We start from the raw sequence: 21,702 nt of genomic DNA on the forward strand, positions 1-21,702 counted from the left end.
GTGTTGACTACCGGGTGTATTCGGTTACGAGCCGACGATGCGGTGCGGGACGAAGGCGGAGCCGTCGTCGGTGATCAGTCCGGCGGTCTCCCTGATGCCGAGGCCCGCCGCGGTGTCGCCGACGATCCAGGCGCCGAGCACCGGGCGCATGTCGTCGAATTCCGGTAGCGGATCGAGCAATTGGTAGACGAAGCCTTCTTCGCCGTAGACACCGCCGGTGGCGGTCTGCAATCCGGCGCCGACGATGGTCATGTTGGCGCCTTCTCGACCGAGCTTCGGTTTGCGAATGTACTCGGTGAGTTCGTTGGGCTGATCGAGGTAGGCGGGCAACAGGTTCGGGTGGCCCGGGTACATCTCCCACAGCACCGCGAGGATCGCCTTGTTGCTCAGCAACGTCTTCCACAGCGGCTCGATCCACATCGTCTGCGGCAGACTGTCGACCACACGCTTTCCGAAGTCGTCGTCGAGCGCCCACTCCCACGGGTACAGCTTGAAGATCGCCTCGATCGGCGCCTCGGCCAGATCGACGAAACGCTCCAGCTCAGTGTCGAATCCGAGCTCCTCGATGGGCAGCGCGATGGTGTCGAACCCGGCCTCGGCCGCGGTCTCCTGCATGTAGGCGGTGGTGACGTTGTCCTCGCCGGTGGCGTCGGCACCGGACCAGCTGAAGTGCAGCTGCGCCGTCGGCAGCGTGTCACGCAGTTCGGCCCAGCGCTCGACGAGCTTCTCGTGCAACGAGTTCCACTGATCGCCGTCGGGATACAACGCGGTCAGCCAGTGCCACTGCACGATCGCCGCCTCCAGCAGCGAGGTCGGCGTATCGGCGTTGTATTCGAGCAGTTTCGCGGGACGGCGCGCGTCGTAGCGCAGGTCGAAGCGGCCGTACACGTGCGGGTCGCCGCGCCGCCAGGATTCGGCGATCGGCCCCCAGCTCCATTCGGGCAGGCCGAAATCCTTGAATCGTTCGGTGAGCACGATGTGCTCCACCGCGTTCAGGCACATCGAGTGCAGCAGTTCGACATCGGCCTCCAACGCGAGGATTTCCGACATCTCGAATTCGTAGTGCACCGACTCGTCCCAGTACGGCCGCGGCTGACCGCTGGCATCGCGGCCCGGCGAACCATAGACCAGCCCTTGGCCTTCGGTGATCTGCTGCCACCCCGGCCGGGGTGTACCGCGCACGCGCCGCATCAGGACCCGCTGCCTGTGCTCTTGCTGCCGAGCCCGCCACGCTGAATGGTGGTGCCGCTCTTGGTCTTTATCTCGGCGCTGCGCGGCTTGACCGTGGTACCGCCGGTCGGCGGCTTGCCGATGGTCGGCGTGCCGCCGTAGTAGTAGCGGTACTGCGGCCCGCCACCGAGCACGATCAGGCCAGGCCCGGCATGGGGTCCGCCGTCGCCGACGAAACCTGGCCGCCCCTCGCCGCAGTAGCGGTCCTCGACCACGATCTCCTGGCCGTTCTCGATCTTCACGCAGGACGCGGTGACCTTGTCCGGGGCGGCGACGGCGCGATAGGCGAGATACCCGCCGCCGACCAGCGCGGCGACGCCGACGATCGCGGCGCCACCGATCATCACCCGTTTGCGGCCGCGCTTCTTGGCCTCTTCCGCGGCGGCCGCGGCTCGCTGGGCCGCTTGGGCTTGTTTGCGCGCCTTGTCCCTGGCGCGGGCTTCGGCCACGGTCGGCGGTCGCGGCTGGGTGACGCCGGGCTCCTGCCGTTGCACGCTGCCCTGCCGCGGCGGCTGCGCCGCGGCACCGGCGCTGGACTCGGACGACGACTCGGGCTGTGCCGACGACTCGGGCTGCCCGGACGGGTCGGCGCTCGATGGCGGCTGCGCGCCTGGCTGAGCGGGGTTCGACGGCTGCTGCGCCGAGCCGACGGGCTCGTTCGGCCCGGTGCCAGAACCGTCCGCACCCGGATTCTGTGTGCTCACTGTCGAGTCCCCGTCCTAGCCCGAGCTACCACTAACGCTCCTCGAATCCGGTCAAATCGCCCCGCGCGGGCTCCCAGCTTTCCACAACCAGTGTCACCCGACCAGGAGTATCGCCGGAGCGAAGCAGTTCGAGCAACCGGGCGCAGTCCGCGCGCGGGCCCTGCGCCACCACGTGCACCCGCCCGTCGCGGGCGTTGGTCGCGTGCCCGACCAGCCCGAGTTCCAGCGCCCGCGACCGCGTCCACCAGCGAAATCCCACGCCCTGGACGCGGCCGTGCACCCACGCGCTCAACCGGACGGACTCGACCGCCTCCCCCATCAGGCCTCGATGTCGAAGGACAGGGTCACCTTCGTCCCGGCCTGCAGCGTCCGGCCCACCGTGCACGCCTTGTCGATGGCGCGTTGCACGGTCACCAGCAACCGCTCGCGTTCCTGCTCGTCCAGCTCGCTGAGGTCGAGCTCGAACGACTCGTCCAGCTGGGGATACACCTCGTTCTCCCGGTCGGCGTCGCCCGAGACGCGGATGGTCGCGTCGAAGGAGTCACCGAGCTTGCGCGCGAGCGAGAAGTCCGCGCTCAGCCCGGAGCAGCCGGCGAGCGCGATCTTCAGCAGCTCGCCCGGGGTGAAGGCGCCGGGCACGCCCTGCGAGGCGATCAGCACCTCGGCGCCGCGGGAGCTGCGGCCGGTGTACGCCCGCGTTCCCGTGCGCTCGACCCAGAGTTCGGTGGGTTGGACAGCGGTGCTCGCGGTTGCGGCGGTTGGTTCAGCCATGGGTCCGATCCTGCCATTCTCGTCGGAATCAACTCACGCCTGGCAACGCCACCTGGTCGGTCGCCCATTCCACGCCGTGCTCGAGCTCTCGTCCGGCTACTCCTGGAAGCGGTAGCCCATGCCCGCCTCGGTGAGCAGATGCTTGGGATGGGACGGATCGTCCTCGAGCTTGCGCCGCAGCTGAGCCAGATACACCCGCAGGTAATGGGTTTCGGTCGCGTACGACGGCCCCCACACCTCGCGGAGCAGTTCCTTGCGCCCGACCAGCTTGCCCCGGTTGCGGACCAGCATCTCGAGCATGCCCCACTCGGTCGGCGTCAGGTGCACCGTCTGGTCGTTCTTGGTGACCTTCTTGGCCGCGAGGTCGACGGTGAACGACGAGGTCACCACCACCGGATCGGCGGCGTCGGCGTCGCCGGCGCCGCGGCGGACCGCGGCGCGCAGCCGGGCGAGCAGCTCGTCCATGCCGAACGGCTTGGTGACGTAGTCGTCGGCGCCCGCGTCGAGCGCCTCGACCTTGTCCGCGGAGTCGGTCCGCGCGGAGAGCACGATCACCGGCGCGGTGGTCCAGCCGCGCAACCCGGCGAGCACCTCGATGCCGTCGATATCGGGCAGCCCGAGATCGAGGATCACCACATCGGGGTGCTTGTCGGCGGCCGCGCGCAACGCGGCGCCGCCGGTGCCCGCCGTGATCACCTCGTAGCCGCGGACCGACAGGTTGATCCGCAACGCCCGCACGATCTGCGGCTCGTCGTCGACCACCAGCACCTTGACCGCCGGGGCGTCCTGCTTCTTCTCGGTCATCGCGACTTCCTGTGTGGTCGTTGACTCCACTGTGGTCATGCGCTGCTCGCTCCGTTCTCGGCGGCGGGCAGATCGACGATCATGGTCAATCCGCCGCCCGGTGTCGGTTCGGCGTGCACGGTGCCGCCCATCGCCTCGACGAAACCGCGCACCACCGAAAGGCCGAGCCCGACCCCGGTGGTGTTGTCCCGGTCGCCGAGCCGCTGGAACGGTTCGAACAGTTGCTCCTCGGTACCCGGCGGGACGCCGGGCCCGGTGTCCACCACCGCGATGAACACCCGATCACCCTCGCGTTCGGCGGTAACGCGTACCGGCGGGGGATGGTAGTCGCCGGAACCGGCGGGTGGGGTGAAGGCCATGTCGCGGGTGGCGTGCCGCAGCGCGTTGTCGATCAGGTTGGCCAGCACGCGTTCGAGCAACCCGCTGTCCGCGCGCACCGAGACGTCGCCGACCTCGACCTTCACCAGGTCCATCGCCGCGCGCCGCACGCCGCGCGCGCCCATGCCGACGCTCAGCAGCGCCCGGTGCACCACCTCGTCCATATACACCTGCCGCAGTTGCGGTTTCACCACGCCGACCGCGAGCCGGGACGAGTCGAGCAGGTTACCGACCAGCGCGGTCAGCTGATCCACCGATTCCTCGATCGTCTCCAGCAGCTCGCCGGTGTCCTCGGCGGAGAACTCGATGTCATCGCTGCGCAGACTGGACACGGCCGCCTTCGCCCCCGCCAGCGGGGTGCGCAGATCGTGACTCACCGCCGACAGCAGCGCCCTGCGCAATCGGTCCGCCTCCAGCAGCGCCGCCGCCGCGCTCGCCTCCTCCGCGAGCCTGGCCTGCCGCACCAGCCCGGCCGCCTGATTGGCCACGGCGTTGAGCACCGGCCGATCGCCCGCGGCCAGCGGCCGCCCGGCGAGCAACAGCAGGCTCGTCGCGTCGCCCGCCTGAATGGTGGTGTCGGCGTCGGCGGCGCGCCGCGGCGGGTCTGTGCCCACCTCGGCGACCACCTGTTCGCCGCACAGCATGCTCACCGCGCGCTGCCCGTAGGTCTCGCGCACCTGCTCGAGCAGTTTGGGCAGATCGGCGCCGTGCAGCACGGCACCGGCGAACATCGTCAGCAGCTCCGCCTCCTGGGAGGCACGGCGGGCCTGCAACGTCTGTTTCGCGGCCACGTCCACCAACGCCGCCACCGCCACCGCGACGAACAGCAGCACCACCACGGTGACGAAATTGTCCGGCTCGGAAATGGTCAGGCTGTAGCGCGGGTCGGCGAAGAACCAGTTCAGCAGCATGCCCGACAGCAGTGCCGAAAACGCCGCGGGCACAACACCGCCCAGCAGCGCGACCGCGACGACGCCGATGAAGAACACCGCGCTCAGGCCACCGAGCTGCAGGAAACCGTCCAGGAACACGACGCCGATCCCGCACACCGCCGAGGGCACGAGCACCGCGGCCAACCAGGCCCGGATCGGCTGGCGCGGCATGAGCGAGGACCGGCGCAGGCCGCGATGGGCTTCCTCGTGCGTCACCATGTGCACATCGATCTTTCCCGACCGCTGCACCACCGTGGCGCCGATGCCCTCGTCGAACATCCGCGCCCACCGGGAGCGGCGCGAGGTGCCGAGCACCAACTGCGTCGCGTTCGCCTCGCGCGCGAACTCCAGCAGCGCACTTGGCACGTCGTCACCGGTCACCGTGTGCAACGAGGCGTCCAGACTCGCGGCGAGCTCACGCAGCCTGGCCAGTCGAGCGGTGGAGACCCCGGCCAGCCCGTCGCCCCGAACCACATGCACCAGAACGAGTTCCGCGCTGGCCTTGCTCGCGATGCGGCTCGCCCGGCGCACCACGGTCTCCGACTCCGGGCCGCCGGTCACCGCGACGACCACCCGCTCGCGCGCCTCCCACGGTTCGGTGATCCGGTGGTCGGCCCGGTAGGCGGCCAGTGCGGCGTCGACCTGATCGGCCAGCCACAGCAGCGCCAATTCCCGCAGCGCGGTGAGGTTTCCGGGACGGAAGTAGTTGCGCAGCGCGGCGTCCACCTTGTCGGCGGAGTACACGTTGCCGTGGGAGAGCCTGCGCCGCAACGCCTCCGGTGTGAGATCGACCAGCTCGACCTGGTCGGCGCCGCGCACCACCGCGTCCGGCACGGTTTCCTGCTGCCGGACCCCGGTGATCCGCTCGACCACGTCGTTGAGGCTCTCCAGGTGCTGCACGTTGACCGTCGAGATCACGTCGATGCCCGCGTCCAGCAGTTCTTCGACGTCCTGCCAACGCTTTTCGTGCTTGCTGCCCGGCGCGTTGGTGTGCGCGAGCTCGTCGACCAGCGCGACCGCGGGATGACGCCGCAGCACCGCGTCGAGATCGAGCTCCGGCAGCTGCGCGCCGCGATAGCCCACCATGCGCGGTGGTATCCGCTCGATGCCGTTTAGCAGAGTCGCTGTCTTGGCCCGGCCATGCGTTTCCACTACCGCCGCCACCACGTCGCGGCCGCGCTCGAGCCGCCGGTGGGCCTCGCCGAGCATGGCGTAGGTCTTACCGACTCCCGGCGCTGCGCCGAGGTAGATCCGCAGTCGGCCGCGTTTCACCGGTCCATCATCGCGCGCCGCGATCCCGGAACCGAGTACCCCTCGGACCTATCGGCGTGCTGCGCCCGATCCTCACGCATCCAGCGGCCCGGCCTGCGCGCCTTGCAGGCTCCGCACCCGGTCGCGCTCCGCGGCGTGGCCCGGTTCCGCCTCGTCGCCCTGGCTGCGCAGCGCACGGATGAGCAGCGCACAGCACACGAACCCGACGAGCAGGGCCACGGTGACAGCCGACATGACAACATTTCCTTTCTCCGACCGATCGAAACAACCGGTCGCGCTGGAGAGATCCGCCTGGCCGGCCCTCAACTACTACCCGCCTCCACGCGGTTGAGCGGGATCTTTACGGCATGTTGACGGGATCGCCGCCGCTCTTGACGTTCTGCTTGCGACGCGCGGAAGCCGAGATGTAAACGAAGCGCAAAGGCGGCGCCCGCACCCGCAAAGGAGTCGTAAGGAACCTCGGATGCGCCTGTGACGACGACTTGACTCCCCTGGTGCGCTCGACATCACGAGCGCTGATGGAGGTTGGTCGAACATGTCTGTCGTGGTGTTCACGGTGCTGACCGTGGCGATCTTCGCCCTGTTGGGCCTGATCCAGCGGGGGGTGGAAAAGCTGTGACCGCGAACCTGATCGGTGTGCTGTTCGCCATCGCGGTCGCGATCTATCTGGTCGCCGCGCTGCTTTTCCCCGAGAGGTTCTAGGTGAACACGACTACAGCGGGGATCGCGTTCGTCGCCTCCCTGATCATCGCGCTCGCCCTGGTACACGTCCCGCTCGGCGACTACATGTACCGGGTCTACAACGGCCGAAAGCATTATCGCGCGGAGCGGGTCGTCTATCGGGCCATCGGCGTGCAACCGGAGGTGGAGCAGACCTGGGGCGTCTATGCCCGCAGCGTGCTTGCCTTCGCCGCGGTCGGGATCATCTTCCTCTTCTTCTTCCAGTTGCTGCAGGGCAAGCTGCCGCTGCGCCTGAACGACCCGGCGACCGAGATGACGCCCGCGCTGGCCTGGAACACCGCGGTCAGCTTCGTGACGAACACGAACTGGCAGAACTACTCCGGGGAGTCGACCCAGAGCCACCTGGTGCAGATGGCCGGGCTCGCGGTGCAGAACTTCGTCTCCGCCGCCGTCGGCATGGCCGTCGCGGTCGCGTTGGTGCGCGGCTTCGCGCGCAGGCACACCGGCGAACTCGGCAACTTCTGGGTGGACCTGATCCGCGGCACCCTGCGCATCCTGCTGCCGATCGCGTTCGTGTTCGCGATCGTGCTGGTCGCCGGCGGTGCGGTGCAGAACTTCCACCTGCACGATCAGCTCGCTCAGGCGCTCAACGGCACCGAGCAGACCATTCCCGGTGGTCCGGTGGCCAGCCAGGAGGTCATCAAGGAACTCGGCACCAACGGCGGCGGCTTCTACAACGCCAACTCCGCGCACCCGTTCGAGAACCCGACCGCCTGGACCAACTGGCTGGAGATCTTCCTCATCCTGATGATCAGCTTCTCGTTGCCGCGCACCTTCGGCCGGATGGTCGGCAGCACGAAGCAGGGCTACGCCATCGTCGCCGTGATGGGCATCATCGCGTTGCTCAGCACCGTGCTGCAGAACGCCTTCCAGCTCGCCCACCACGGCACGGTGCCGACCGCCGTCGGCGCGTCCCTCGAGGGCGTCGAAACCCGTTTCGGGGTAGCCGATTCCGCGACCTTCGCGACCGCGACGACGCTCACCTCGACCGGCGCGGTCGACTCGTTCCACGACTCCTACACCAGCCTCGGCGGCCTGATGACGATGTTCAACATGCAGCTCGGCGAAGTAGCGCCCGGCGGAACGGGTTCCGGACTCTACGGCATGCTCGTCCTCGCGGTGCTCACCGTGTTCGTCGCCGGCCTGATGGTCGGCCGGACTCCGGAGTATCTCGGCAAGAAGATCACGCCGCGCGAGATCAAGCTCGCCGCTTCGTATTTCCTGGTCAGCCCGTTGCTCGCATTGGTGGGCACCGCGCTGGCGATGGCCATGCCGGGCCAGCGCGCGAGCATGCTGAACTCCGGCCCGCACGGTCTCTCGGAAGTGTTGTACGCCTTCACTTCCGCGACCAACAACAACGGCTCGGCGTTCGCGGGATTGTCCGGCAACACCGAGTGGTACAACACCGCGCTCGGCCTGGCGATGGTGTTCGGCCGGTTCCTGCCGATCATCTTCGTGCTCGCGCTGGCAGGCGCTTTGGCCGAACAGGGCAGCACCCCCGAGTCGATCGGCACGCTGCCGACGCACCGGCCGCAGTTCGTCGGGATGGTCGTCGGCGTGACGGTGATCCTGGTCGCGCTCACATTTCTGCCCGCACTCGCGCTCGGGCCGCTCGCTGAAGGAATCCACCCATGACCACTGCCCCGAGAATGCTGCTGAGCTCGCTGCCCGATGCGGTGCGCAAGCTCGACCCGCGCACCATGTGGCGCAATCCGGTGATGTTCATCGTCGAGCTCGGCGCCGCATGGGCCACCGTGCTTGCGAGCGCCGAGCCCGGCTTCTTCGCCTGGACGATTGTCGGATGGCTCTGGCTCACCGTTATTTTCGCCAATCTCGCCGAAGCGGTCGCCGAGGGCCGCGGTAAGGCGCAGGCGGACACGCTGCGAAAAGCCAAGACCGACACCGTGGCTCGGCGGCTGATCGACTGGAGCCCGGGTGGGCAGATCGTCGAGGAGGCCGTCGCGGCTCCCGAGCTGCGGCGCGGCGACCACGTCGTGGTCGAGGCCGGTCAGTTGGTCCCCGGCGACGGCGATGTCGTGGAAGGCATTGCCTCGGTGGACGAATCGGCGATCACCGGTGAATCCGCACCGGTGATCCGGGAATCCGGCGGCGACCGTTCGGCGGTCACCGGCGGCACCACCGTGCTGTCGGATCGGATCGTCGTCCGGATCACCCAGGAACCCGGCAAGAGCTTCATCGACAAGATGATCGCCCTGGTCGAGGGCGCGAGCAGGCAGAAGACACCGAACGAGATCGCGCTGAACATCCTGCTCGCCTCGCTGACCGTCATCTTCGTGTTCGCGGTGGTCACCCTGCAGCCGCTGGCGATCTACTCGAAGGCGAACAACCCGGGCGTGCCCGACACGGCCGCGCTGAACGGCAACGGGATCACCGGTATCGTGCTGGTCTCGCTGCTGGTGTGTCTCATTCCGACCACCATCGGCGCGCTGCTGTCGGCCATCGGCATCGCGGGCATGGACCGCCTCGTGCAGCGCAATGTGCTTGCCATGTCCGGTCGTGCGGTCGAAGCCGCGGGCGATGTGAACACCCTGCTGCTCGACAAGACCGGCACCATCACCCTCGGCAACCGCCAGGCCACGGATTTCGTTCCGCTGCCCGATATCTCGGCCGACGAGCTCGCCGACGCGGCGCAGCTGTCCAGCCTCGCCGACGAAACCCCCGAGGGCCGTTCCATTGTCGTGTACGCGAAACAGGCGTTCGGCAAGCGCGAGCGCACGCCGGGCGAGCTGGCGGGCGCCATCTGGGTGGAATTCACCGCCCAGACCCGCATGTCGGGCGTCGACCTCGCCGATGGACATCGGCTGCGCAAGGGTGCCGCGAGCGCGGTCGTCGAATGGGTGCGCGCCCAAGGCGGCGCGGTGCCCGCCGAGGTCGGCGTGACCGTGGACGGTGTGTCCGCCGCCGGCGGCACGCCGCTGGTGGTCGGCGAATCGAAAGCCGGCGCGGCCCGGCTGCTCGGCGTCATCTACCTCAAGGACGTCGTCAAGCATGGCATGCGTGAGCGGTTCGACGAGATGCGCAGGATGGGCATCCGCACCGTCATGATCACCGGCGACAATCCGTTGACCGCCAAGGCGATTGCCGACGAGGCCGGTGTCGACGACTTCCTCGCCGAGGCGACGCCCGAGGACAAGCTGGCGCTGATCAAACAGGAACAGGCGGGCGGCAGGCTGGTCGCGATGACCGGCGACGGCACCAACGACGCGCCCGCGCTCGCGCAGGCCGACGTCGGCGTCGCGATGAACACCGGCACCTCGGCCGCCAAAGAGGCGGGCAACATGGTCGATCTGGACTCCGACCCGACCAAGCTGATCGAGATCGTGGAGATCGGCAAGCAATTGCTCATCACCCGCGGCGCGCTGACCACCTTCTCGATCGCCAACGACATCGCCAAGTACTTCGCGATCCTGCCCGCGCTGTTCATCGCGCTGTTCCCCGGCCTGGACAGGCTCAACATCATGCGATTGGCCAGCCCGCAGTCGGCGATCCTGGCCGCGGTGATCTTCAACGCGATCGTCATCGTCGCGCTGATCCCACTGTCGCTGCGCGGCGTGCGCTACACGCCGACCAATGCCTCGAAGTTGTTGAGCCGCAACCTGACCATCTACGGACTTGGCGGCATCATCGCGCCGTTCCTCGGCATCAAACTCATCGACCTCGTCGTCCAACTCCTCCCCGGGATGTCCTGACATGCGTACCTCGACCTGGATGCGGCAGCACCTCGCCGCGCTGCGCGCGCTGCTCGTGCTCACCGCGATCACCGGAATCGCCTATCCGCTGGCGGTTTTCGCGGTGGCTCACCTGCCCGGCCTGCATGACAGGGCCGACGGTTCGCTGCTGCGATCCGGCGGCACCGTCGTCGGCTCCCGCCTGATCGGCCAGTCCTTCACCGATTCCGACGGCAACGCGCTGGCGTGGTACTTCCAGAGCAGACCCGCCGCCGCCCGGACCGACGGCTACGACCCGATGGCCACCGCCGCGTCCAATCTCGGCCCGGAGAGCATCGTGGACATCCGCACCGCCGATCCGGCCGAGACGAAGCCGAGCCTGCTGTCGACGGTGTGCGCACGGAGCAAGACGATCGGCGACCGCGAGGGGGTCGACGGCGCACGGCCGTTCTGCACGAAAACGGGTGTCGGCGCGGTCCTCTCGGTGCTCGGGCCGCGCGATGGGCGCGGCGAGGTCACCCACCCGGTTCGGGTGGTGAGCGTCAACGAGGCCTGCCCGGCCGCGCCGTTCCTGTCGGTGTACCGCGGCGTTCGGGTCGAATGCGCCGAGCCCGGCGCCGACTACTCGGCGGGCCGGATCGTGCCGATCTTCGGCGACGCCCCGATCGACACCCCGGTGCCCGCCGACGCCGTCACCGCAGGCGGCAGCGGCCTCGACCCGCACATCTCCCCGCGGTACGCCGAGCTCCAGATCACCCGGGTAGCCAAGGCGCGCAACGTCGCCGCGGACCAGATCCGGCAGCTGGTGGCCGCGCACACCGACGGCCGCACGCTCGGCTTCCTCGGCGAACCCCGGGTCAACGTGGTCGAGTTGAATCTCGACCTCGACCAGCGGTATCCGGTGCGCGGCTGAGCCGCGCCGTCGCCCATCCGCTCGTGTCCGAAGCTGCCCCGGTGATCAGCGGTACTCGGGGTTCTCGAAGTCGAAGCGGCAACCGGCGTCCCATTCCGAGCGCTGGTTGCCGTGGGCCGGAATCCCGTTGGCGTCCTTGAGCATCCGGGCCAGGTGCAGCAGATTCCAGGTCATGAACGTGGTATTGCGGTTGGTGAAGTCGTTGTCCGGACCGCCCGAGCCCGGATCGAGGTAGGAGGGCCCGGGGCCCGCTTCGCCGATCCACCCCGCGTCGGCCTGCGGCGGGATGGTGTAGCCGAGGTGCTGAAGGCTGTAGAGGATGTTCATGGCGCAGTGTTTGACACCGTCCTCGTTGCCGGTGATGAGGCACCCGCCCACCCGACCGTAGTAGGCGTACTGGCCGTGCTGGTTGAGGATCGACGAGTTGGCGTAGAGCCGCTCGATCACCTGCTTGGTGACAGAGCTGTTGTCGCCCAACCAGATCGGGCCGGCTAGCACCAGGATGTCGGCGTCCATCACCTGCCGCTGCAGTGCGGGCCACTCGTCGGTGGGCCAGCCGTGCTCGGTCATATCCGGCCAGACCCCGAAGGCGATGTCGTGGTCGACCGCCCTGATGTGGGAGACCCGCACGCCGTTCTTGGCCATGATGCGGGCGCTGATGTCGATCAGCCCGCCGGTGTTGCTCACTTCCGGCGAACGCTTGAGGGTGCAGTTGATGAACAGGGCCCGCAGGTCGTCGTACGTGGTCACGAGGTCCTCCTTGGTGTCGTGAGTTCCGGCCTGCGCGTTTTACGCCGGTCGGCGCGTCTTGCCGCCACCGCGACACCCACCAGCGCCCAGACCACGACCACCGCGGCCGCGAGGCCTAGCGGATAGTTCCGGTCCAGCACGGTGGGGTTGTCGGGCATGGCGTGGCCGCGGTCGAGCACGGGCGCGGCGATCGAGAGCAGCGCCACGGTGCAGGCCGCACCGCAGGCTGCCGGGCCCCACCAGATGCCGGGCAGGAACCGGCGAGCGGTGACGCCGACCGCGGCGCACAGCGGCGCGAAAAGCGCGTCGTGTACCAGGATTCCGCCGACGAACCACAGCGCGATGGACATCAGATCCGCCCGCGGCACCTCGAGCAGCAGGCTGATCCCGTACCAGCCGAGCCCGCCGCCCGCCAGCAGCAAGAGCACCCGAACGGCGGTCATGACCGGGCCTCGATCGTCGAGAGCCATTTCGTTTGCAGCACTCCTGGGCGATTGGGCGCGATCAGACGGCACGGATAGCCGTGGTCGAGCTCGAGCGGCGCACCGTTCAGCGACAGCGCGACCAGGGTGTCCGTGTCGACGACATGGCGTTGCGGCAGTGTCGAGTTCGCGTAGATGCCATTGGTCTCCAACGAGCGGAAGTGCACGTCACCGCCAGGATAGGCGCCCACTGCGGCAAGGAGATCGCGCAACCGCACCCCGGACCAGTCCGCCGTGGCACTCCAGCCCTCCACGCAGGCGATCGGCAACCTGGCGTGCGTCTGCGGCATGGCGAGTAGCTCGTTCCTGGTGAAACCGCGCTCCCGGTCGCCGACCCGCACGGCCAGCCGATAGTCGGCGGCCCGTGCGAGCGCCGCGACACCCGCCGCGGCGGCGGAGCGGTTGACCGGAAGGCCTTGCGGCCCTTCGCCGCTCCGTGGCGCGAGCACCGACGCCCAGCGGAGGAACGGCACCGTCTGACCGGCGACGGCCAAGGTGGCCGCCCCGGTGGCGACCCACGCCGCGGTCAATACCGTCCGTCGCGAGACATGGCGCGCCTCGACCGGCTCGCCGCCGCCGTGCGACTCCGCCGGACGGCTCAGCGCCTCCCGGATCACCGGCAGCTTCACCGCGAGATGCACGGCCAGCGCGCCGACCGCGACGTAGGCGATCGCGTAATGCGCGGTGGGAAAGAAGAACTTCCAGGGGTAGTACTGCGCGATGTTCAACAGTCCCGTCGACAGTTCGAATACGATCGCCCCGACCAGCAGCGCGATCGATCCGCGTTCCAGCACCCGCAGCGGCGAGCCGAAAAGGGGGCGCTGGAACAACTTCGGGTACACCGCCCACAGCTTCACCAGCAGCAGCGGAATCGCCGCGACACCGGTAACGACATGCAGCCCCTGGGTGAACCGGTACAGCCACACCGGGTGCGCGGGCCACCAGAACCAGCTGGGCGGATGCTGGATCCAATGGCTCAGCAGCCCGGTCACGAAGCAGGTCAGGATCGCCGCCCCGAGCGCGCTGCCCACCCGGCTGGCCACTTCGGGCCCCCGCGCGCCGGACACCCGATACCGCCGGTCGCCCGATGTGCCGGTGCGCTCGACGGATTCGTGCACTGTCATCGCACACCACCGAGACGGCGCGCCGAGATTCCAGCGTGCCCATACGATCCGGCGTGCTCCCGGTTCCTCACGAGAACTCTCCTGTCCTCGGGCGTTCCGCTCGCGCGGTCGCCGCGGCGAGATACCCGCGAGCCACCCGGTGGCGGCGCAACCACGCGATGTGCCTGCCGTTCACTTCCGCGGTGTCGAGCACCTGGAATCCGGTGCCGCAGGCCAGATCCGCAGCATGATCAATGCTCACCGTCGACCAAGGGAACCAGGAACCCACGCGCGTGCGTGACTCCACCCTGATCTGCCGAGTGACCGAACCCGTACCGGGACGGCCGAACTCGACGACGGCGACGCCGTTCGGCGCGAGCAGCGCCGCGGTGCGCGCGAGCAGGCGCCGCGGGTCACCGCCGATCCCGATATTGCCGTCGGCGAGCAGTGCGTAGTCCCAGCGCCCCATACCGGGCAGCGGACCGAACAGATCACGCCGCAGCGCGGGCGCACCACGAAACCTGGTGATGGCCACGGCCGTCGGAGAGATATCCACCCCGAGCGCCAGCACGCCCCGCCGCAGCAGCGCCGCCACCAACCGGCCGGGACCGCAACCGAGATCTACCGTCGGGCCGTCACAGCAGCTGGTCAGCGCGATATCGGCACGGCGGTCCGCGCCGGAGAGGCCGAGCCACCGCGCCATCGGCAGCCGCCGCCGACTGCCGTCCGCGGCACGCACCCAGCACTTCTCGCCCGCCAGCGCGCGATCGAACACGTCGAGTTCGGCGCCGTTCACAACGGCACCAACCCGCGCTCGCGCGCCCGGCGGATCGCCGCGGCGAACCGACCGTGCGATGCCGAGGCGGCGACCCGCTGCGCGTCGGCAAAGGTATCGACGTCGCTGAACAGCGACAAGGAGTTCACCCGGTATCCGCACTGCTGCAACGCTTTACGCGTCAGCTCGCCGGTCTGATCGGTGGACATCGGGACGTGCTGGAGCACCCGGGCAGGCTGCGGCGACGGCAGCCCGAGGCCCCACCAACCACCGTCCTCGGCGGGTCCGAGCAGCGCGCTGTCGCCCGCGACGAGCTCGCGAGCGGCCCCGGTCAGAACGTCCGGGCCGATCTGCGGGGTGTCCATGCCGATCTGGAACACCGGCAGGCCGAAGCGCGCGGCATCGGCGTGCGCGTTCGCCAGGCGGGCGCCGAAACCGTCACCGCGCTGCGGTATCACCTCGAACCGGCTTAGTACTCTTGATAATTCGTCGCTGCACTCGGCCGCCGCCAGCTCGCCGGTGAACGCGACGACGCGCCGCGCGACCGCGCTGCGCAGCACCGCGTCGAGGGTGTCGAGCAGCGCCGCGGCGGCCACCGTGGCCGCCGCACGCGGCGTGAGCGGCGGTGTGAGCCTGGTCTTGGCGAAGCCGGCGATCGGCGCCTTCGCGATCACCAACAGCGTTGCCGGACAACAGCTCATCGCAGCACCGCCAGGAAATCCTTGGTGGCACGCAGCGTGCCGAGCCACGAGCCCGATACCTTCGACACACCACCGGCACGCGGCCGATAGGCGATGTCGCGTTCGACCACCCGCCAGCCCGCGCGCGCCGCACCGACCAGCAGCTCGAGCGGATATCCGGACCGCTGGTGCAGCGGGCCGAGCGCGAGCATCCCGGCCCGCCGCGCCACCCGCATCGCGCCGATATCGTGTACCGGCAGCCCGTATTTGCGCCGCAACCTGCGCGCGATCAGCAGATTGCCGAGCCTGGCGTGCCACGGCCAGACGCCGGCGTGCGTCGGCCGTCGCCGACCGACCGCGAGATCGGCTCCGCCACACACCAATTCGACAAGGCCGGGCAGCTCGGCCGGATCCATCGATCCGTCACCGTCGAGCACCGCGACCAGCTCGGTGCGGGCCGCCGCGATACCCGCCTGCACGGCCGCGCCGTAGCCCGCCCTGGCCTCGTGCACCACCGTGGCGCCGTGGCCGAGCGCGACGGCGCCGGTGCCGTCGGTGGAGCCGTTGTCGACCACGAGGGCGTGGTATCCGGCGGGCAACGCGGCGAGCACCTCGGGCAACGCGTCAGCTTCGTCCCGGCACGGAATCACCACGGTCACTCCGGCGGGATCAACCTGGTTTCGAGTCACGCTGCCGACGCTAGGCCGTCGCGGGCCCGAATCGGCTCGAAAACCTGTGACGAAACAGTGACATCATCGCAAAAACGGCCGGGATCAGCGCAGACGCCCCGCTCACCGCCCTATCGTGATAGCCGTGCCCGAGACCTCTGTCCTCGAATCCGCGCCGCGTACCCGCCCGCGTGGCGAACTGGTCGGCGCGGGTATCGCCGCCGCGCTCGTCGCTGCGGCCTTCCTCGTCCCGCGAATCGCCAGCGAACACTGGCGCAGCAGGTTGTACGCGGGCGCGGCGCCGATCTTCGGCAACTGGCTGCCGCACATCGGGTGGGGCACCGTGCCCGCCGTCGCGCTCGCGACTCTCGTTGTGGCACAGGGCCCGACGCTGGCGCGCCGGCTGTCCTGGCGACCGTTGCTCGCCGCGTCCTGGGCCGGCGCGCTCGCGTGGGCGTTCGCCCTGGCCATGGTGGACGGCTGGCAGCGCGGCTTCGCCGATCGGCTCACCGACCCCAACGAGTATCTGCACGAGGTCGGCGGGGTCACCGACATCGGCGCGATGCTGCGCGGATTCGCCGGCCGCATCCTCGATTTCGAGCCGGACTCGTGGACCACCCACGTCTCGGGGCATCCGCCGGGGGCGTTGCTGTTCTTCGTGCTGCTCGACCGCGTCGGCCTCGGCGGCGGTGCGTGGGCGGGGGTGGCCTGCCTGTTGATCGGCACCAGCGCGGTGCTCGCCGTCGCGGTCGCGCTGCGGGCGCTCGGCGCCGAGGATCGGGCCCGCGCGGCGCTGCCGTTTCTGGTGCTCGCCCCCGCCGCGCTCTGGATCGCGGTCTCCGCGGACGCGATGTTCGCCGGTGTCACGGCCTGGGCCGTGGCGCTGCTGGCGCTGGCCACCCGCCCCGGTGCCAAGGCCGGTATCGCGATCGCGGCGGGCGTGCTCTTCGCGCTCGGCATCTACCTGAGCTACGGCTTGGTCCTGATGGCGTTTCCCGCCGTGGCGGTGCTGATCGCGGCGAAGACCGCCCGCCCGCTGCTCCCGGCGCTGGCCGGCGCGCTGCTGGTCGTCGCGGCGTTCACCGTGGCCGGATTCTGGTGGCTGGACGGCTATCACCTGGTGGTGCAGCGGTACTACCAGGGCATCGCCAGTGAGCGGTCCTACGCGTACTGGTGGTGGGGCAATCTGGCCGCGACGGTCTGTGCGGTCGGCCTCGCGACGGCCGCGGCCCTGTCCCGCGCGCTCGCGCCACGCACGCTGCGCGCCCTCGATCCGACGGCGCTGCTGGTCGCCGCGGCCCTGTGCGCGATACTCGCCGCGGACCTCAGCGGGCTGAGCAAGGCGGAGACCGAACGGATCTGGTTGCCGTTCGATCTGTGGCTGCTCGCCGCGACCGCCTTCCTGCCGCGCACCGCCGCCCGGTGGTGGCTGGCGGTGCAGGCCGCCGCGACGCTGCTGCTGGTCCACACGATCCTGACGAACTGGTGAGGGTATGACGATTCTGATCGCCGACGACGACCCCGTCGTGCGCGACGTGGTCCGCCGCTATCTCGAGCGCGACGGCCACGCGGTACGCGAAACCTCCGACGGCACAACCACACTGGCGGCGCTGGCGAACCAGGACGAGGTCATCGAGCTGGCCGTGCTCGACGTGATGATGCCCGCGCCCGACGGCATCGAGATCTGCCGCAGCATCCGCTCTGGGCCGCGACCGGACCTGCCCGTCATCCTGCTCACCGCGCTCGGCGACGAGGACGACCGGGTGCTCGGCCTGGAGGCGGGCGCCGACGACTACGTCACCAAGCCGTTCAGCCCGCGCGAGCTCGCACTGCGGGTGGCCTCGGTGCTGCGCCGTACGCAGGTGGTGCGCGACGCCGACGCGCCGGTGCTGTGCGACGGCGCCGTCGAGGTGCGTCCGGCCCTGCGGCTCGCCTACGTCGACGGCAGGCCGGTGGAACTCACCCCGCGCGAATTCGACCTGCTCGTCTTCCTGCTGCAACACCCGCAGCAGGTCTACAGCCGCGAGGCGCTGCTCGCCAAGGTGTGGGGCTGGGACTTCGGCGACCTGTCCACGGTCACCGTGCACATCAAACGGTTGCGCGCCAAACTCGGCGACGGCCACCGCATCGAAACCGTGTGGGGCCGCGGGTACGCGTGGGCACGCACCGGGAACGGAGCCGTCGATGCCTGAGGACACCACCCAGCTCATCGTCTATTCGCTGGCCTGCTCGCTGCCGGTCGTGCTGATCGGCGCGATCATCCTGCGCGCCACCAGGAATCGCTCGGTGACCACGAGCATGGCCGTGCTGGTGCTGATTCCGACGCTGGCCACCCTCGCGGGCGTGATCGGCGTCAGCGGATTGATGTTCACGCAGGAATTGCGGCGCACCGCCGTGGTACTCGGCATCGTCGCGGCGGTGACCGTGCCCGCCGCGATCGTGCTCGGCCGCGAGCAGGCGCGAAAGATGGTCTGGGAGAAGCAGGTCCTCGAGCAGGAACGCGCCGCGGAGCAGTCGCGGCGCGAGCTGGTCGCCTGGGTGAGCCATGATCTGCGGACACCGCTGGCGGGGATTCGCGCGATGGCCGAGGCGCTCTCCGACGGGGTCGTCACCGGCAAGGCCGATGTCGCCTCCTATGCCGAGCAGATCGGGCTGGAGACCAACCGGCTCTCCCGCATGGTCGACGACCTGTTCGAGATGTCGAAGATCAACGCGGGCGCGCTGCGCCTGGAGCTGGAGCCGGTGGATCTGCGCGAGCTGATCGACGAGGTGCTCGCGGCGAACCGGCCGACCGCCGCCCGCGCGCAGGTCGAACTCCGTGCGGAGCAACCGGATTCGCGCATCGTCGTCATAGCGAACGATCAGGCGCTCGGCCGTGTGCTGACCAATCTGGTGTCCAACGCCATCGCGCACACCCCGCCCGGCGGCGAGGTGGCCATCTCGGCTGGCGCGTCCGATGGTCAGGCGTGGGCCCGGGTCGACGACACCGGACCCGGCATCGCCGAGGCGGACCTGCCCCGCATCTTCGAGGTCGCCTATCGCGGTACCGCCGCCCGCTCCCCGGTCGCCGCCGACGGCGTCCCCACCGGCAGCGGCATGGGTTTGGCGATCGCCGCCGGTCTGGTCGAGGCGCATCAGGGCCGCATCACCGCCGAGAACCGGCCGACCGGAAGCCGTTTCGAGGTTCGGTTGCCGCTGTCGGACAACTGAGCGCCCTCACAGGGTCGGCGCACACACTCCCGTGCTGTCGCGTAACGGCGCGAACGCGAACTCAGTGAGCCCGGCCACCGGATCCACCTGAGCGACGAAACCCAGGACGCGCCTGGCCTGTTCGGGATCGGCGACGATATGCCGCACGTCCCCCGGGCGGTACCGTCCGGTCACCACCGGATCCGGGCCGCCGCGCGCCGCGGCCAGCGTCGAGGCCACCTCCACGATGGTGATCGGGCGGCCGGAGGAGACGTTGATCGGAACGAACCCGGGCAGCGGCTGCTCGACGGCCGCGAGGTTCGCCGCGGCGATATCGGTGACGTGCACGAAATCCCTTGCCTGCCCGCCGTCCTCGAACACCTGCGGCGGCTGTCCCGCCTCCAGCGCCGAACGGAAGATCGCGGCCACCCCGGAATAGGGTGTGTCCCTTGGCATATCGCTGCCGTAGACATTGTGATAGCGCAGCGCGGTCACCGCGGACCCGGTTACAGCCGCCCACGCGGCGGCGTAATTCTCCTGCGCCAGTTTGCTTGCCGCGTACAGGCTGCGCGGCCGTAACGGCGCGTCCTCGCGGACCGAGGTCCAGCCGAGCACCTCCCCCGTCTCCGGACAGCGGTGTTCGAACATCCCGGCGTCGAGATCGGCGCGCCGGCGCAGGCCGACCCGCACCGGACCGCAGCGCTCGCCGCGGTAGTGCCCCTCGCCGTACACCACCATCGACGACGCGAGCACCAGCCTGCGGCAGCCTGCCCGATCCATCGCCGCCAGCAGCACCGCCGTGCCGAAGTCGTTGTGGCTGGCATAGGCGGGCGCGTCCTGTGCGCTCACGCCCGCGCCGACCACCGCGGCCTGATGGCAGACGACATCGACGCCGCGCAGCAGCGCGTCGAGCGCGTCCGCGTCCCGCACGTCCACCCGCCGGATACCGTCGGGCACCGGGGCGGCGGGCCCGTGCGCCGCGGAAATCATCAGGTCGATCCCGATCACCTCGTGCCCCGCGGCGACCAGCGCCCGGCCGATATGGGCGCCGATGAACCCGGCGGCACCGGTCAACAGCACCCGCGACATTCGTGTCATGAATCCGATCGTGCCTGGTCGGTGCGGCGCGGACACCGCCACACGCCGCACCGTCAGACTTTCGTCACGCCTCGCTCGACCCGAAACAGTGTCGGCGGGTGTTGATACCGTGCCGCTGTCCGAGGAGCGCACGAGTGCACGGGAGGCCATGATGGCGGAGCAGACACCGGCGACGGAGTTTCCGACGCGGATCGGCAAGGTCGCCACGCGCGAGCTGATCGCGCACGGGTACACCCGCTACGACCACCTCGCCGAGGTGAGCGCGAAGGAGCTGCTGCGCATCCATGGCGTCGGCCCGAAGGCGATCCGCATCCTCGAAGCGGAGCTGGCGCTGCGCGGCAAGTGCTTCGCCGATCAGGCCACGTCCGAGTAGTCGCGCCCCGCACGGCCGGACTCGACCGGCTCGGATCAGCCCTCGATGATGATCTTCCCGTCCTGCCCGGAGGCGACGAACCCGAGCAGCCGTTCGGCCTCGCCGCGCAGTGCGGACTCGTCGGCCGCGCTGAGCGGATGCCACGGCGTGACGCGAATGGTGCTGTCCTCCAACGCCCATCGGCCGTGCACGAAACCGTCGACCAGATACATCGGCACCCCGCCCGAGGCCTCCTTGGCGATCCGCTGCCGATCCTCCTCGCTGATGATCCGGCGGCGATCCTTGTGCCCGAGCAGCGCGTTGTCGAAGGCGGGCAGGAAGCGCACCGGCACCACCAGATTCGGGTCGGCCAGCGGCGCGTCCGGCAGATCGAACAGCACCCGGTGCTGGTCGTCGGTGAAAACCCGCAGCTCCGAACGCATGTCGTCGACCACCTCGGCGAGCTTGGCCACCCCGGCCCACGCCTGCATGTCGGCGACGGTGGCGGGACCGAACGCCGCCAAGTAACGCAGGATCAGGGTCCGTGCGTCCGGCTCGGTCCGCATCGGCACGCCGAGCCATTCGTCGGCGAGCGCGACCGTCACCGACCGGTTACCCCATTTGCCCCACGCCCCGGTCACCGGGCTGTGCGCCATCGGCACCAGCAGTTCGGCCGCCTCGGCGAGTCTGCGCGCGTGCCGATCCGGGAAACGCTCGGCGAGCAACCGGCCCAGCTCGGTGCGCGTCAGGATCTGGCCGGACAGCAATTCCCTTCCCGCGGCGGCGAGTTCGACCGGGTCGATGCCCTCGATCTCGTCGCGGTAGTAGGCCGCCTGCAACGCGGCGTGCACGATCGGGCGCACCGTCGGGCGCAGCCAGCGGAAATCGTCCACGTCGGCCAGGTGCACGGTGCGGCGGATCATGGTGGAGCGCACCAGTTTTCGCTCCCGCAGCAGGGCGGCCAGGTCGTCGTGGCGGAAATCGGTGAGCCGCGACCAGAGGCCGACATAGGGCCAATTGGGTTCCTGCCCCTGCACCGCGACCAGATGCCGAACAAGCTCCAACGGAGTCATCGCGGCCCGCCGTGCCAGCATCTGACGCACCAGCAGGGTTCGGTTCAGCTCACGCAGCGATAGTTCCGTCATACCTGCCATCTTCGCCGAAGGCACCG

The 21,702-nt window shown here is 69.6% G+C and carries 22 protein-coding genes and 1 pseudogene; 8 read left to right on the top strand and 15 right to left on the bottom strand.

What is annotated here, in order from left to right; all coding sequences use genetic code 11:
• Positions 1 to 24: 24 nt before the first annotated feature.
• The 7 genes from F5X71_RS25740 to F5X71_RS25770 all read right to left on the bottom strand — a co-directional run bounded on the left by F5X71_RS25740 (position 25) and on the right by F5X71_RS25770 (position 6,325).
• A complete protein-coding gene (locus tag F5X71_RS25740) occupies positions 25 to 1,191 on the bottom strand; it encodes a glutathionylspermidine synthase family protein (RefSeq protein WP_167464339.1) in 1,167 nt (388 codons plus the stop codon).
• Positions 1,191 to 1,934: a hypothetical protein gene (locus tag F5X71_RS25745; protein ID WP_238815471.1), complete on the bottom strand. Its 744-nt coding sequence runs from the start codon at positions 1,932 to 1,934 to the stop codon at positions 1,191 to 1,193. The genes F5X71_RS25740 and F5X71_RS25745 overlap by 1 nt, the downstream gene beginning before the upstream one ends.
• 31 nt (positions 1,935 to 1,965) lie before the next feature.
• A complete protein-coding gene (locus F5X71_RS25750) occupies positions 1,966 to 2,253 on the bottom strand; it encodes an acylphosphatase (protein ID WP_167464340.1) in 288 nt (95 codons plus the stop codon).
• Complete coding sequence (locus F5X71_RS25755; protein ID WP_167464341.1) at positions 2,253 to 2,705, bottom strand: OsmC family protein; 453 nt, start codon at positions 2,703 to 2,705, stop codon at positions 2,253 to 2,255. The genes F5X71_RS25750 and F5X71_RS25755 overlap by 1 nt, the downstream gene beginning before the upstream one ends.
• 96 nt (positions 2,706 to 2,801) lie before the next feature.
• Entirely contained in the window at positions 2,802 to 3,509 is a 708-nt protein-coding gene (locus tag F5X71_RS25760; RefSeq protein WP_167464342.1) for a response regulator, read from the bottom strand.
• A 35-nt stretch (positions 3,510 to 3,544) separates the two neighbouring features.
• On the bottom strand, positions 3,545 to 6,091 hold the full coding sequence (locus F5X71_RS25765) for a sensor histidine kinase (protein WP_167464343.1): 2,547 nt from the start codon (positions 6,089 to 6,091) through the stop codon (positions 3,545 to 3,547).
• A 72-nt stretch (positions 6,092 to 6,163) separates the two neighbouring features.
• Positions 6,164 to 6,325: a hypothetical protein gene (locus F5X71_RS25770; protein ID WP_167464344.1), complete on the bottom strand. Its 162-nt coding sequence runs from the start codon at positions 6,323 to 6,325 to the stop codon at positions 6,164 to 6,166.
• A 402-nt stretch (positions 6,326 to 6,727) separates the two neighbouring features.
• Between F5X71_RS25770 and F5X71_RS37795 the strand changes: the two genes are divergently transcribed.
• The 4 genes and pseudogenes from F5X71_RS37795 (at position 6,728) to F5X71_RS25790 (ending at position 11,434) form a co-directional block, all read left to right on the top strand.
• A complete protein-coding gene (locus F5X71_RS37795) occupies positions 6,728 to 6,793 on the top strand; it encodes a potassium-transporting ATPase subunit F (RefSeq protein ID WP_428981503.1) in 66 nt (21 codons plus the stop codon).
• A complete protein-coding gene (gene kdpA / locus F5X71_RS25780) occupies positions 6,794 to 8,467 on the top strand; it encodes a potassium-transporting ATPase subunit KdpA (protein WP_167464345.1) in 1,674 nt (557 codons plus the stop codon).
• Positions 8,468 to 8,475: 8 nt separating this feature from the next.
• Positions 8,476 to 10,542 (top strand): annotated as a pseudogene (gene kdpB / locus F5X71_RS25785) (potassium-transporting ATPase subunit KdpB); the annotation flags it as partial.
• Between the two features lies 1 nt (position 10,543).
• Positions 10,544 to 11,434, top strand: coding sequence for a potassium-transporting ATPase subunit C (locus F5X71_RS25790; protein WP_167464346.1), 891 nt, complete (start codon positions 10,544 to 10,546; stop codon positions 11,432 to 11,434).
• A 45-nt stretch (positions 11,435 to 11,479) separates the two neighbouring features.
• On the opposite strand, the gene F5X71_RS25795 is transcribed toward F5X71_RS25790, so the two are convergent.
• The 6 genes from F5X71_RS25795 to F5X71_RS25820 all read right to left on the bottom strand — a co-directional run bounded on the left by F5X71_RS25795 (position 11,480) and on the right by F5X71_RS25820 (position 15,913).
• Complete coding sequence (locus F5X71_RS25795) at positions 11,480 to 12,184, bottom strand: flavodoxin family protein (RefSeq protein ID WP_167464347.1); 705 nt, start codon at positions 12,182 to 12,184, stop codon at positions 11,480 to 11,482.
• On the bottom strand, positions 12,181 to 12,627 hold the full coding sequence (locus tag F5X71_RS25800; RefSeq protein ID WP_238815473.1) for a hypothetical protein: 447 nt from the start codon (positions 12,625 to 12,627) through the stop codon (positions 12,181 to 12,183). The genes F5X71_RS25795 and F5X71_RS25800 overlap by 4 nt, the downstream gene beginning before the upstream one ends.
• Positions 12,624 to 13,790, bottom strand: a complete 1,167-nt coding sequence (locus F5X71_RS25805) for a molybdopterin-dependent oxidoreductase (protein WP_167464349.1) — start codon at positions 13,788 to 13,790, stop codon at positions 12,624 to 12,626. The genes F5X71_RS25800 and F5X71_RS25805 overlap by 4 nt, the downstream gene beginning before the upstream one ends.
• A 67-nt stretch (positions 13,791 to 13,857) precedes the next feature.
• Positions 13,858 to 14,565, bottom strand: a complete 708-nt coding sequence (locus F5X71_RS25810; RefSeq protein ID WP_167464350.1) for a class I SAM-dependent methyltransferase — start codon at positions 14,563 to 14,565, stop codon at positions 13,858 to 13,860.
• Positions 14,562 to 15,245, bottom strand: a complete 684-nt coding sequence (locus F5X71_RS25815; protein ID WP_167464351.1) for a TIGR04282 family arsenosugar biosynthesis glycosyltransferase — start codon at positions 15,243 to 15,245, stop codon at positions 14,562 to 14,564. Before F5X71_RS25815 ends, F5X71_RS25810 begins: the two co-directional genes overlap by 4 nt.
• A complete protein-coding gene (locus F5X71_RS25820; protein WP_167464352.1) occupies positions 15,242 to 15,913 on the bottom strand; it encodes a glycosyltransferase family 2 protein in 672 nt (223 codons plus the stop codon). Before F5X71_RS25820 ends, F5X71_RS25815 begins: the two co-directional genes overlap by 4 nt.
• 124 nt (positions 15,914 to 16,037) lie before the next feature.
• Here F5X71_RS25820 and F5X71_RS25825 point away from each other — a divergent pair, with 124 nt between their 5' ends.
• The 3 genes from F5X71_RS25825 to F5X71_RS25835 are packed head-to-tail and all read left to right on the top strand — an operon-like array spanning position 16,038 to position 19,102.
• Positions 16,038 to 17,381, top strand: a complete 1,344-nt coding sequence (locus F5X71_RS25825; protein ID WP_167464353.1) for a hypothetical protein — start codon at positions 16,038 to 16,040, stop codon at positions 17,379 to 17,381.
• A 4-nt stretch (positions 17,382 to 17,385) separates the two neighbouring features.
• Positions 17,386 to 18,084: a response regulator transcription factor gene (locus F5X71_RS25830; protein WP_167464354.1), complete on the top strand. Its 699-nt coding sequence runs from the start codon at positions 17,386 to 17,388 to the stop codon at positions 18,082 to 18,084.
• Positions 18,077 to 19,102 carry a sensor histidine kinase gene (locus F5X71_RS25835; RefSeq protein WP_167464355.1) on the top strand — a complete coding sequence of 342 codons (1,026 nt, stop codon included), beginning with the start codon at positions 18,077 to 18,079 and terminating at the stop codon, positions 19,100 to 19,102. The genes F5X71_RS25830 and F5X71_RS25835 overlap by 8 nt, the downstream gene beginning before the upstream one ends.
• 6 nt (positions 19,103 to 19,108) lie before the next feature.
• On the opposite strand, the gene F5X71_RS25840 is transcribed toward F5X71_RS25835, so the two are convergent.
• Positions 19,109 to 20,179, bottom strand: coding sequence for an NAD-dependent epimerase/dehydratase family protein (locus F5X71_RS25840; protein ID WP_167464356.1), 1,071 nt, complete (start codon positions 20,177 to 20,179; stop codon positions 19,109 to 19,111).
• Between the two features lie 148 nt (positions 20,180 to 20,327).
• On the opposite strand from F5X71_RS25840, the gene F5X71_RS25845 reads away from it, so the two are divergent.
• Positions 20,328 to 20,552, top strand: a complete 225-nt coding sequence (locus tag F5X71_RS25845) for a hypothetical protein (protein ID WP_167466736.1) — start codon at positions 20,328 to 20,330, stop codon at positions 20,550 to 20,552.
• Positions 20,553 to 20,587: 35 nt separating this feature from the next.
• Here the strand turns inward: F5X71_RS25845 and F5X71_RS25850 are convergent, their stop codons facing one another.
• Positions 20,588 to 21,676, bottom strand: a complete 1,089-nt coding sequence (locus tag F5X71_RS25850; RefSeq protein WP_167464357.1) for a winged helix DNA-binding domain-containing protein — start codon at positions 21,674 to 21,676, stop codon at positions 20,588 to 20,590.
• Positions 21,677 to 21,702 lie beyond the last annotated feature (26 nt).

Origin of the sequence: Nocardia brasiliensis, from assembly GCF_011801125.1 — a bacterium.
Lineage (GTDB): Bacteria > Actinomycetota > Actinomycetes > Mycobacteriales > Mycobacteriaceae > Nocardia > Nocardia brasiliensis_C.

Excerpts from the sequence above, each read along its gene's own strand:
- F5X71_RS25750 (WP_167464340.1), bottom strand. The coding sequence starts at position 2,253 with ATGGGGGAGGCGGTCGAGTCCGTCCGGTTGAGCGCGTGGGTGCACGGC.
- F5X71_RS25760 (WP_167464342.1), bottom strand. The coding sequence starts at position 3,509 with ATGACCGAGAAGAAGCAGGACGCCCCGGCGGTCAAGGTGCTGGTGGTC.
- F5X71_RS25815 (WP_167464351.1), bottom strand. The coding sequence starts at position 15,245 with ATGAGCTGTTGTCCGGCAACGCTGTTGGTGATCGCGAAGGCGCCGATC.
- F5X71_RS25755 (WP_167464341.1), bottom strand. The coding sequence starts at position 2,705 with ATGGCTGAACCAACCGCCGCAACCGCGAGCACCGCTGTCCAACCCACC.
- F5X71_RS25845 (WP_167466736.1), top strand. The coding sequence starts at position 20,328 with ATGATGGCGGAGCAGACACCGGCGACGGAGTTTCCGACGCGGATCGGC.
- F5X71_RS25790 (WP_167464346.1), top strand. The coding sequence starts at position 10,544 with ATGCGTACCTCGACCTGGATGCGGCAGCACCTCGCCGCGCTGCGCGCG.
- F5X71_RS25805 (WP_167464349.1), bottom strand. The coding sequence starts at position 13,790 with ATGACAGTGCACGAATCCGTCGAGCGCACCGGCACATCGGGCGACCGG.
- F5X71_RS25830 (WP_167464354.1), top strand. The coding sequence starts at position 17,386 with ATGACGATTCTGATCGCCGACGACGACCCCGTCGTGCGCGACGTGGTC.
- F5X71_RS25740 (WP_167464339.1), bottom strand. The coding sequence starts at position 1,191 with ATGCGGCGCGTGCGCGGTACACCCCGGCCGGGGTGGCAGCAGATCACC.
- F5X71_RS25770 (WP_167464344.1), bottom strand. The coding sequence starts at position 6,325 with ATGTCGGCTGTCACCGTGGCCCTGCTCGTCGGGTTCGTGTGCTGTGCG.
- F5X71_RS25835 (WP_167464355.1), top strand. The coding sequence starts at position 18,077 with ATGCCTGAGGACACCACCCAGCTCATCGTCTATTCGCTGGCCTGCTCG.
- F5X71_RS25840 (WP_167464356.1), bottom strand. The coding sequence starts at position 20,179 with ATGACACGAATGTCGCGGGTGCTGTTGACCGGTGCCGCCGGGTTCATC.
- F5X71_RS25850 (WP_167464357.1), bottom strand. The coding sequence starts at position 21,676 with ATGACGGAACTATCGCTGCGTGAGCTGAACCGAACCCTGCTGGTGCGT.
- F5X71_RS25800 (WP_238815473.1), bottom strand. The coding sequence starts at position 12,627 with ATGACCGCCGTTCGGGTGCTCTTGCTGCTGGCGGGCGGCGGGCTCGGC.